10 protein-coding genes are annotated in these 11855 nt (G+C 36.4%); 2 read left to right on the forward strand and 8 right to left on the reverse strand.

What is annotated here, in order from left to right:
- Positions 1-349: 349 nt before the first annotated feature.
- Both AB4Y90_RS06855 and AB4Y90_RS06860 read right to left on the reverse strand, forming a co-directional pair.
- Complete coding sequence (locus tag AB4Y90_RS06855; protein WP_441556673.1) at positions 350-751, reverse strand: OsmC family protein; 402 nt, start codon at positions 749-751, stop codon at positions 350-352.
- Positions 752-777: 26 nt separating this feature from the next.
- On the reverse strand, positions 778-1626 hold the full coding sequence (locus tag AB4Y90_RS06860; RefSeq protein WP_441556674.1) for a hydroxymethylglutaryl-CoA lyase: 849 nt from the start codon (positions 1624-1626) through the stop codon (positions 778-780).
- Between the two features lie 187 nt (positions 1627-1813).
- Between AB4Y90_RS06860 and pepT the strand changes: the two genes are divergently transcribed.
- A complete protein-coding gene (pepT, locus tag AB4Y90_RS06865; RefSeq protein WP_441556675.1) occupies positions 1814-3061 on the forward strand; it encodes a peptidase T in 1248 nt (415 codons plus the stop codon).
- 35 nt (positions 3062-3096) lie between these two features.
- Entirely contained in the window at positions 3097-3663 is a 567-nt protein-coding gene (locus AB4Y90_RS06870; protein WP_441556676.1) for a hypothetical protein, read from the forward strand.
- Between the two features lie 246 nt (positions 3664-3909).
- Here the strand turns inward: AB4Y90_RS06870 and AB4Y90_RS06875 are convergent, their stop codons facing one another.
- From AB4Y90_RS06875 to AB4Y90_RS06900, 6 genes are all read right to left on the reverse strand, one after another.
- Positions 3910-4299 (reverse strand): HU family DNA-binding protein, encoded by a 390-nt coding sequence (locus tag AB4Y90_RS06875; RefSeq protein WP_441556677.1) that lies wholly within the window; start codon positions 4297-4299, stop codon positions 3910-3912.
- Positions 4300-4507: 208 nt separating this feature from the next.
- Entirely contained in the window at positions 4508-5086 is a 579-nt protein-coding gene (locus tag AB4Y90_RS06880; RefSeq protein WP_441556678.1) for a hypothetical protein, read from the reverse strand.
- 69 nt (positions 5087-5155) lie between these two features.
- Positions 5156-5602 carry a hypothetical protein gene (locus AB4Y90_RS06885; protein WP_441556679.1) on the reverse strand — a complete coding sequence of 149 codons (447 nt, stop codon included), beginning with the start codon at positions 5600-5602 and terminating at the stop codon, positions 5156-5158.
- A gap of 309 nt (positions 5603-5911) precedes the next feature.
- On the reverse strand, positions 5912-6301 hold the full coding sequence (locus tag AB4Y90_RS06890) for an HU family DNA-binding protein (protein WP_441556680.1): 390 nt from the start codon (positions 6299-6301) through the stop codon (positions 5912-5914).
- 87 nt (positions 6302-6388) lie between these two features.
- Complete coding sequence (locus AB4Y90_RS06895; RefSeq protein ID WP_441556681.1) at positions 6389-7015, reverse strand: NADAR family protein; 627 nt, start codon at positions 7013-7015, stop codon at positions 6389-6391.
- Between the two features lie 7 nt (positions 7016-7022).
- Entirely contained in the window at positions 7023-11843 is a 4821-nt protein-coding gene (locus AB4Y90_RS06900) for an RHS repeat-associated core domain-containing protein (RefSeq protein ID WP_441556682.1), read from the reverse strand.
- Positions 11844-11855: the final 12 nt, after the last annotated feature.

The following is an 11855-nucleotide window of genomic DNA, read 5'->3' on the forward strand; positions in this document are numbered from 1 at the left end:
ATTTAAACCATTAAGGTTGTTAAATTAATAAGGAATATTAATTTTGATTTTCATCTTAAGTAAATTCAAATCTCTGTAGCTATTTGTTTGCCTTCTCTTCTGCTCCATTCGCTCCACGAACCAACGTATAAATTTTTGATTTTCAACATCTTTAAAATTGTCTCGCTGATTTTGCAGATTACGCTGATTCATTTAGAATTTAAAATCTGCTAAATCCGTAAAATCTGCGAGAGATTAAAAACAGTTTAACCATTAAGAGAATTAAATTGCTAAGTTATTTTAAGGTTGATTTCATCTTAAGAAAACTTTAAATGAAATAAAAAAACCGCAGAAAAACTGCGGCAATTGTTTATTGATAAATGAAAATCATGGTCTGTACCAAATCCGGATGAAGGCTTTTTGCAACCGGACAATTGTGAGCCGTTTCCTCGATAAAAGCTTTTTCTTCGTCTGAATACTGATTTGAAAAAAAGAAATTACAAACAATCTCGCCAATTCTTCTCGGCTCGGTTTTCATAATTTTCTGAAGTGTACAATAAGCACCGTCTATATTTATATTTTTGTTTTTTCCTAAAATTGCAATGGTTGTCAATGCACATTCTGCCAAAGAAGTTGCACACAAATCTGTCGGCGAAAACTTTTCACCTTTCCCGTGATTGTCGGTTGGTGCGTCTGTTTCAATGATGGTTCCTGATTGTAAATGTTCTGCAGAACATCTTAAATCTCCTGTGTATGTTATTTTTGATGTCATAATTTTAATTAAGAAGAGACAATGTCTCAGAAATGAAAAATATCTTTTGCTCTGTTATAAGAACTTTCGAAATTGAGTAAATTTAATGTATGTTCCGCTTTTTCCACACTCATAAAATTGATTACCTGCTCTGTCGGCATATTTCCTACCAAATCATCTTTCGCCATCGGGCAGCCGCCAATTCCTTTTATGGCTGAATCAAATCTTCTGCAACCTTGATCATAAGCTGCTTTCAATTTAGAATAAGATTCTTCGTAACGGTTGTGAAAATGCGCCCCGAAATCTATTTCCGGGTATTTTACCGGTATTTTTTCAAACAAAAGGGTTATTTTTTCAGGTGTTGCAATTCCGGTTGTGTCAGAAAGAAGGATGTTTTTAATTCCGATTTCTGAAAAACGCTGAGCCCAAAAATCGACATCTTCCCATTTCCACATTTCGCCATAAGGATTTCCGAATGCCATTGAAAAGTAGATATTCAGTTCTTTGCCCTCGCTTTTTGTCAGTTCGAGCATTTTTACAATATCATCGAAAGCTTCCTCCTGATTTTTATTGGTATTTCTATGCTGGAAAGTTTCAGAAATAGAAAAAGGAAAACCCAAAATATCTACAGACTGATGCTTCAGTGCTTTTTCGGCTCCACGATAATTCCCGATGATGGCCGAAACTTTGGTATTGGATAAAGATTTGTCAATATTTTCGGCAACCTCAGCAGAATCTGCCATTTGCGGAATTGCTTTCGGAGAGACAAAACTTAGGCAATCGAGCACATCAAAACCTACTTGCATCAGCGAATTGATGTAGTCTATTTTTTTATCGGTCGGGATAAACTCATCCCAACCCTGCATTGCGTCTCTTGGACATTCGGTAAGAAACATTTTACTTTTGATTTTCTCAAATATAATAAAACTAAACTATTTAGTTCTGAACTTAAACAAAGCTAATATTAAATTGATTATCAATAATTTATTTCCGATTTATAATTTCGATAGCATACATTCACCAACAAATAACCTGTTCCGAGCCTCAAATTTGTTAACTTTGTTAAAATTTATGATTTCAAAAATGAGTACAATAGAATTCAACTCGATGTGGAGAGAAAAGCTGCTGAACCGTTTTCTCAGCTATGTAAAAATATATTCAACCAGCGATGCCGAAAGCGAGTCTACGCCTTCTACGGAAAGACAGTGGGACATTGCCAATTACATCACCGAAGAACTGAAAACAATCGGCCTGGAAAATGTTTCTATTGACGAAAACGGTTATATTATGGGCTACGTTCCATCTAATCTGGAAAATGATAATCAGCCGACAATAGGATTTATTTCTCATTATGATACTTCTCCTGATTTTAGCGGTGAGAATGTAAAACCTAAGGTTTGGGAAAACTATGAAGGTCAGGATTTGATTTTAAATCAGGAAACACAGTTTACTTTATCCCCTTCAAAATTTGAAAGCTTAAAGAAATATATCGGCCAGACTTTAATTACAACTGATGGAAATACCCTTCTTGGAGCCGATGATAAAGCGGGTTGCGCAGAAATTGTAACCGCAGCAGAATATCTTATCGCTCACCCTGAAATTAAGCACGGAAGAATTGCAGTTGGATTTACACCGGATGAAGAAATCGGAAGAGGAGCGCATAAATTTGATGTGGCAAAATTCGGAGCCGAATTCGCTTATACCATGGATGGTGGAGAAGTTGGTGAACTGGAATACGAAAACTTTAACGCAGCCGGAGCAGTAGTAAAAATCCACGGATTGAGCGTACATCCCGGTTATGCTTACGGAAAAATGGTGAATGCAAGTCTTTTGGCAGCAGAATTCATCCAGTCTCTTCCTGCAAACGAAACACCTTCTACAACGAAAGGTTTTGACGGATTTTATCATCTGATGGATGTAACTTCTGATGTTTCTGAATGCAAACTTCAATATATCATTCGTGATCACGACGAAGAAAAGTTTGAAGCCCGAAAAAAATTCATGGAAGAAAAAGTAGCTGAGTTTAATGCTAAACATGGCGAAAAAACCGCTGAAGTAGAGATTAAAGAACAATACCGCAATATGAAGCAGCAGTTTGAAGGAAAAATGCACATCATTGATCTTGCTGCAAAAGCAATGAAAGAAGCAGGAATTGAGCCTAAAATCAAAGCAATCAGGGGCGGAACAGACGGAGCGCAATTATCTTACATGGGATTGCCTTGTCCGAATATTTTTGCAGGCGGAATCAATTTCCACGGACCGTATGAATATGTGGCTTTAGAAAGCATGATGAAGGCAACTGAGGTGATTGTGAATATTGTGAAGGCGTAATTTACATGAAAAAATTCTCGGTTTTAATTTTCCTTTTGTCTTTTATATTTGGTTATTGTCAGGTAGAAGAATTTCAGCAGGCAGATGATGTTTACAACAAAAAGATGAAGACCCTTCTGAAGAAATCTCCGAAAGAATCTCCTGAACGATACAAGCAAGAGAAGTTACTGTTGGATGAAAAAGTTTTGTCCTACAAAAAAACTTTAGAAAAAATAAGTGTAGAAGAAGAAAAAGGAATTACAGAATATCCGCCACCATCAGCTCCTATCATTACAAAAGAGCCTAAATTTGAGTTTGGGGAAGAAAAGTTTAAAGCAGTTTTGCGTTCTGTTTACAATGAGAATATTTTATTACTGGATATACAGCAAAATTTTACTTACGATGCAAACTTAATTTTTGCAGTTGACTCTAAAGGTTATGTGTACGATGCAAAAGTGAAAGGTAAGAACCCGACCATTAATACCTTTATTTTAGYAGCATTTCATAAAATCAAAAATAAAGGAAAGTGGAAACCCGCAGAAAACAGTAATGGTCTACCCATACTTTATATTTATAGATCTCCTGTGACGATAAAGGTTGTAGTAAAAGAAGAAGATTATTAATAAAACTACCCATTGCAATAGTTGTAATGGGTAGTTTATTTATGTATAAACAATTATATTGATAATGCAAAAACCACCGTTGTTACGGTGGTTTTTATATCTTAAAGAGTTTTCCTCCTTCATAAGCTTTTTCTGTCTAAAGCCTTCTCTTCATCTCTGCGCAGCGATGACTTGACGGATGCGCAGAGAACAACTCATGCGTGCGCACAGAAGAGAAAGTCGATGCGCACGAGTTGGGCATTCTCCTTACCTGCTGTATTTCTCGTATTTTACAGTGCTTAACATATCCCGCAGATCTACACCTGGACGGAAGTTGATCTTATTACCACGGATAAGTGCAGATGTTACTTTCTCTACCGTCTCTGCACCATCACTGGATATGGAAACCTGAAAGTTGCCGAAGTCTCCCAGCTTTACGATCTTACCGTCTGCAAGATGACGGTTGACCGCCTTGATGAGGTCGTTAAGTACCGCCAGAACATCGGTATCTGAAACGGTGGTAGAACCGCCCGCAATCTCCCTGGAAAGACTTTTAAGATTAATCTCACCATCTGCCTTTGCGCTGGCGTAAAACTTTGGAGCTGCCTGCGGATCTTGTAGGTTCTTACGCTCTGTGATATTGTATTTTACTGACATTTTTTATTGTGTTTTTAGTTTTAAAAGCTGGTACGAGCGTGACGCTCGCGCCAGCGGGGTTCTTCTTCTAAATTTCATGAGAAAAAAGAAAAGAGCCGGAAATTAGGAAGTTGACACTAACATAAAATCTTCTATTTCCCAATAATTATCATGCAATCTTAGTTTAAATACAGCATTTCTACCGTAATAATCTTTTTTTATACGATGGTCAACAAAAACTAATGCTCTTTTTTTTAGAAGGATCAAATACAATCTCTGAAAAATAGACAACACCTATCTCACATTCATTTGTATGTTTATCATACTCTGCCAGATCTAGGACTTTTGCCGTACACAAATTAAATTGATTTGCTTTTATAGAACTTCGTATGCTTAAATTTTTAATAATATCTGGACTATTGGAAAAGTCTTTAAAAAAATCCTTCTTTCTTTGTATGTATTTTATATTATCTTCGGTACTACCTGTAGCAAAATCTGTATTTTTATTTTTAGTAGAATCTATATACAAATTGCAAAATTTTTCAGGATGATTAAAAATTTCGTTGTGCGCTTTTGTCTTCTCTTCGATATATAAATCATCATCATGAACTCTTAAACTATCAAAATATCTTTTTTCACCTAAATAATCTTCTCTAAAAAAATAAGGTATCAACTGATCTGTTAAATCATTATATAGTTTTACCTTAGTATCGGTAGATTGACTTACACATTTTTTCATTTCCTCCTTACAATTCGTAAGTAATAAAGAGGATAATAAAATCATAACTATTTTAGTTTTAAAATTCATATTATTTAGGGATTTTGGGTTAATAACATGGTCTTACTCGCAAATTATCTTTTGGTTTTTTATAAATATCTAAAATAATGTCTTTTTTTTGACATATTTTATATCTCCTGAATCTTCTATCACATTAAGTTCCGAAATATATTTGGGATGACTTTTGGTCTGTTCATAGATAATTTCTTCTGACTTTGACTTAACAGATATCGTGTCATAATAATCTAGATCTCCGGATATTGTTGTGTAAACTTCAGCGACATCACCAAGAATTTTGTACGGATAAATTCCACTTTGAAGACTATCATTGAATATATTTACTGAACTTTCTGTTAGTTTTAGTTGTATGATTCCAAATCTGTGATTGTTTGAAACTCTATAATCAACAACGTACCCTTTAAATGAGACATTGTTATTCAAAACCTTATCTCTTTTGCGTGCAGCTTCTTCACCCGTTATATTAACAGAAATAATCATCACGATAAACAGGAAAATTAAGATAGGGAATCTTATCCAGTTTTTCATGTCAGTTTTCTTGTAAATCATTTTTCTAACTCTTTGAGTTGTTCATAATTTAAAATTAACAAAAAACCACTACAAAATGTAGTGGCTCCACAATATTTAAAATTAAATAAATTTTTTATTGTTTTGCTGATTCTCTAATAACAACTTAGCATCAATGCTCATATAAACAATTGTCTTCCATATTGTCACGAACTGGATATGTAAAGCCTTCTCTTCATCTCTGCGCAGCGGTGACTTGACGGATGCGCAGGGAACAGCTCACGCGTGCGCACAGAAGAGACTGGCGATGCGCACGAGTTGAAACTCTCCTTACCTGCTGTATTTCTCGTATTTTACAGTGCTTAACATATCCCGCAAATCTACCCCGGGACGGAAGTTGATCTTATTACCACGGATAAGCGCTGAAGTTACTTTCTCTTCCGTCTCTGCACCATCACTGGATATGGAAACCTGAAAGTTGCCGAAGTCTCCCAGCTTTACGATCTTACCGTCTGCAAGATGACGGTTGACCGCTTTGATGAGGTCGTTAAGTACCGCCAGAACATCGGTATCTGAAACGGTGGTAGAATCGCCCGCAATCTCCCTGGAAAGACTTTTAAGATTAATCTTACCATCTGCCTTTGCGCTGGCGTAAAACTTTGGAGCCGCCTGCGGATCTTGCAGGTTCTTACGCTCTGTAATATTGTATTTTACTGACATTGTTATTAATTGTTTTTTTAGAAAACCTATTATAGACTATACCTGTTGTGGTTATCTTCAAGTCTGTGACTTTGCGCAGTTGGCTAATTAATCATAAATATTTTCCCAATCTTTATTTTCAGGAAACTCTCTTTTGTAACTACTTTTATCTGCTAATTGCAAATAATAACTTRACCATTCTCTAAGATAATCTTCTCCTAATCCCATTCTCCAAAATAAATTATTTTGATCAATGGAAGGAAAAGAAATCCAAGGCGGAAGAACTAAATTAGGATTGGACGATATTTTTTTTATTTCACTTCGTAATTTCATTAATAAAATACCTAATCGATTTTTCCCTAATCCATCTCCACCGTCTGCCCAGTAATTGTCATTTAAAGTATGCTCAATTAAAATCTTATCTCCTGTCAGAATTAATTCTTTCCTGAGTTTAGGGTGTTGCAAAAATTTAAAATATAACCCTTCATACATTATTTCATCTTTGATACTTTCCCAATTAGCACGAAGTTTATTATTTCTACTTCTTCCTTCATTAGCAGCATCCATGGGAGATTTTAAATTTTTAATCTTATTTCTTATAGTAATATCTTCAAATTTATTTGCTTGAAAATAATGTTCTACTGTTGACCATTGTTCATTTTTAATAAAAACTGGATGTGTAGAAAAATTAGAAAAAAATCCATAAGGCTCGTTTGTTTTATAAAATTTAATCATATTTATTTTATTTAATAACTTTTATTGCATTTTGGGGGACCCTTCCTAAAATAGAAACTTCTTGTTGCCATATAGAATAATGGTATCCTGCAGATGATCTCGGTAATACCATCCCTCCATTTTTTATTACTGCACCTGGTGCCATCTTAGATAAATTTATTCTTACTATACCATTCCCACTAGAAAATGATTTTGCTACATTTATATCTGTCGTGGTTGATATCCATGGATCATTAAGGAATGATTTGGGGCTAGAGCCGCGTATTAAATGTTCTTCTAAACTCCAAGTCCCATTTACTGCTTTACCATATATTCCTTCACCAGCAGCTAATGATTCAGCATTTGCATTTGTTAATGCCCTATAAACATAATTTGTAGGTTGTGATGCATTTCTAATTACATTTCCTATTCCCCCAACTAATAGGCCCATAGCTGCACCTTGCACCAGCGGATTTTCAGAAACTTGCATTTGAATATCCGTTTTACCCCTAGATTCTGGAACAGATCCAATTGTAGGTCCCCATGAATCTACAGCAGTTGTTCCCGGTGCAATAGCACCATAACCACCTCCTTCGTCTGAACCGAATCCAATAGAAGAAACTAAGCCTTTCGCATTATATGTATCCCAATAAGTGAATCTAGACGTGCTATAGCTTACTTCCCATGTTCCTTTTGCTCCTTTAGAAACTCCAGTCCCATAAAAACCTGTTTGTCGATTTTTTCTTGCTGCTGCTAGCTCCGCTTTGTTTCTAGCACCAGATTTAAAAATATTATTCAAGACTCCTGCTCCATTTACCCAATCCCAAGGCCATCTTCCGTCTGGATCAATAAATCTCACAGGACTATTAAAAGCATAAACATATGGCGACCAGTTTGGCATTTGTTCTGCCAGCGGGTCAACATTTAACCAAAGAGAAACCCTAGGATTGTAATATCTTGCTCCATAATAGTAATACCCTGTTTCTGCATCAAGTTCTTTGCCATTAAATTTATAAGGGCTATAATTGCTGTTTCTATGGTTTTCTACAAACACTTCACCGCTTGGGAAGTATTCTATGTTTTGGGTTACTTCACCATCTACTCCTGTAATATAGCTGCTTGAACCTAAATGATCCGGATGGAACCAGTACATTTGTTGTTCTTTCACTCCTGCATAACTATTAGCACAATTTCCGTTATAGCCTGCATTTTGTCCGTAACTTGGCGGCGGCGTAATATTGTTGTTCTGCATTACATTCAGATTGCTTTGGGTAGCAGTTTGTAATATATTATTAGAAACCGTTACCGGGTTTATCGGTGGGGTCACTCCTCCAAACGGTATGATCAACCAGTTACAATTAAACATTCCTATATTATTGCTGGTTCCTATTTTGCTGGCTATTCTCTGGCTTCCTGCGTAATAATGCTTTGTATAACGAGTAGTGCTTGAGGTTACATAATCTCCATATGCAAAATCTAATGTAATTAATCCGTTTGGATAAATTGTAGAAATGTGAATTGGGGCATAAAAATTAGGAAAGGTTCCGGAACCATTACCACTTGTCCAATCTACAATACCCCCTATCAGAATATCTTTTATAATCCTCTCACCACCTGCATCATAGGTATAAATAGCAGCTCCATCAGATTGCCAAATGGTAGAAGGATTGGTATCTACAAAACGCAGGCGGTTTTCTTCATCCCACAGATATCTGGTCTTTTCTTCCGAATGGTTGCATGTTTCCTGATCGATTTTAGTCGGGTTTCCTTTTGCATCATATGTGTAGTCCTGAAACTTCACTCCCGGGTCGTCCGGATTACAGCATGTTGCCGTAGGAACTAAGTTTGGCTCGTCTATAATTCTGGTAGGAGCGTGAGGATGGGCAGGATCTTCATATTTATAATTCAATCGGTAAGAAGTTGGCTCTAAAGCTGCCCAGTTATTATTGGCAGCGCCTGTTGTCCATTCATGCTTCTGGGTTTTGCTCATGACATTGTGCATATTGTCATACGTCATGGTAACAGAGTAGCGATGGCGTTCTTCCTGTGCCTGCGTATTGATTCCTCTCCAGTTTCCTGAAGCAGAAGTAAGACGGTAAAGATCATCGTATCCGTAAGCATAATTGGTTCCACCTCCCAATAAGCCTGTGGTAACCGGCGCATTATTATGAATCTGCATTACATTTGAAACCACATCATACTGATACGTATTTTCCATGAAAGATCTGGTGCTGTTTTTCGCATACATTTTCAGCAGTCTTCTACGGTTGGTTTCATATTCGTAAGTAGTTTCCGTTCCGTTTCCGTTGGCTAAATAGACTCTTTGCTCGAATTTGTCATACCCGATATTATTGATCATTTTATACTTAATCCCATCTTTATCGGAAGAAACATTGATTAAGTTTCCTGCTCTGTTATATCCGTACTTCACGATTTCTCCATCAGGATATGTAATAGATTTCACGCGGTTCCATGTGTCATACTGCCATTCTGTGCCAAACCAATAAACTCCTGCATCCGGAACGGCAACTGATCTTCTCTGGTAGGTTAATTCTCCTRATCTTCCGTATTTAAGATACTGTGTTCCTGTAGCATCAGTCTGATACCACAATCTTCCCACTGCATTATTATCCATCGCTGAAGCATCCAGCGCGTTACCATAGTAGTATTTTACATTATTTTCAGGATATACAGGATAATTAACAGCTTTCAGCCTTGTGTAATCATATTCATAATGTACCACTTCGTTTGCCGAGTTGGTTTTAGAGGTCATATTTCCTGCCCTATCATATGCATAGGTAGTAATGCCACTATCCGGATGCTGGTAAGAAACTCTTCTTCCCAAGCCATCATAAACAGAGATCGTGATATTTCCCTGAACATCTTTTACCTGCAAGATTTCACCAATAGCATCGTGCATAAATTGTGTTTTAATGTCCCCTGTATTTGAAACTTCATGAACAGAAGTGGTTCTGCCCTTCATATCAGTGTAGGTTTTCTTAACGCTTCCCAGCTCGTCTTTGAAAATTGTTTCAAACATTCTTCTTCCCTGAACATCTGTTCCGAAGCCATATGTAATGGTAGAAAACAAATTTTCTCCCGGAAGCCTCGTATAGGTCGCCCTGTCTAAAACATCATACTGATTGATGGTAGGCGCAATGTTATCAACAGCTGCATTGTATAAAGTATTTGAAGAGCCTATGTTTTCTATTGTAGGATAATAGGTCTTTAAGGCTCTGCCAAAAGCATCTGTTTCCACTTTACCGGCAACAATATATTTTAGACCATCGTTATGAATATATCCTGTTTTTTTAACCTGAATGGCTTCACCAAATCCGTCTGCAATAGTGATGGTATTAATGGTACTGTCTGCATATTCAGGATCATAATGTTTTGTCGTTGCATAAGACTGTGCATTGGCGGCATTTTGCGGCGCATTCGTGATCGGGTTATACTCAAACTTTATTGTCCAAGGAATATTGTTGAACATTTCATACGGTCCTACAATTTCTGTCGTTCTTGCTTTGGCATCATAAACATACTTCATAGGCTGAAGATTCATATCTTCTGTAAGCGTAGGCAAGCCGAAGCGGTAATCATACTGCGTTTTGCTGGTATAGCCAAAAGCATCCTGAACTTTTACCGGATATGTTTTTACATTATCGTCATAGGTATACTGATGGAAAAATCTTTGGTTAGCATAGTTTGCAGGTCCTGTAGATTTTGTAATATTTCCATAATCATCATATTCAAACTCATAAACAGAGTAATCTATTCCCTGATTTACGACCGTCATTTTGGTAAGATCGCCGGTTGTTGGATTATACATTGCCTTTTTCTCTCTTATAACACCACTCGCTGTGTTTTTTACTGAAACAGGCATAATAATATAATCTGTTGGGCTCTGATTTTCGTATTTTACAATACTGGTTAATTCTTCCGTAGTTCCGATATCAGGATCTCCATAATTCAAAACTTTTGTTGCATTACCCCACTCGTCATAAGTTTCAAAGTTTGTAAAGGTATATTTATTTCCTGTTCCTCCTTCATAAAAATTGGAGTTAGTATCTGTTAATACTACAAAACAAGCATAGTTCTGATAGTTTTTTTCGTTTTCTCTTTCTTTATGAGCAAAACCAGAATTCGTATTCTTTATTGCTCTTAGTTCATAATTATTTTCTTTTAATGTCCATAGCTTATTTTGAGCATCCAACAGAGTTTCATCAAGCAAAGCTCCTTTCAAATAATAGTTTTTATTATCAAACCTTTGGATCGTTTTTCTATAGATTGAGTTTGAAGAAACACCTCCTTGCTTGGTATCAATCTGATTGACTGTAATACTTTCAAAACCATAGAAAGTTCTTTCTAAACGGCTATGATATGGATTTTTATAATCTATTGTCACTTTCGATACATCCGGACTAAAAGTATCATCTCCTGTAAAACCATCATTGGTAGTTACACTTTTCAATACATATTTATTTTGAGGCATATCGTATGTATTGCCTTGTCTCTCATATGTAACTTCCCACGAACCTCCCATCGGGGTGGTGACTTTTTTAAGGAAATTTGTGGTTCCTATTTGATTAAGACGTACGGTAATTGTATTTGCATCATCAGAAGATACGTAATCTGGGAAGCCATCTCCATTCATATCTCTAAAGGTAGATTTGGTTTTAGAAACATTCTTACTGCTGCGGTTGGTTATGCCCGGAACTATTTTCAGCCCCACACTTACTTCAGAAGTAGTAGGATTGGTTACAATAGGAATTGGGATTGGATAAGATGATCCGAAATTTGTCCCAGAACCTGTAGTGGTACTTCTTGCCTGATTTACAGATAGGCTCATGAGGTTTACAAA

The sequence above is a fragment of the Chryseobacterium sp. 2TAF14 genome (assembly GCF_052115105.1).
Lineage (GTDB): Bacteria > Bacteroidota > Bacteroidia > Flavobacteriales > Weeksellaceae > Chryseobacterium.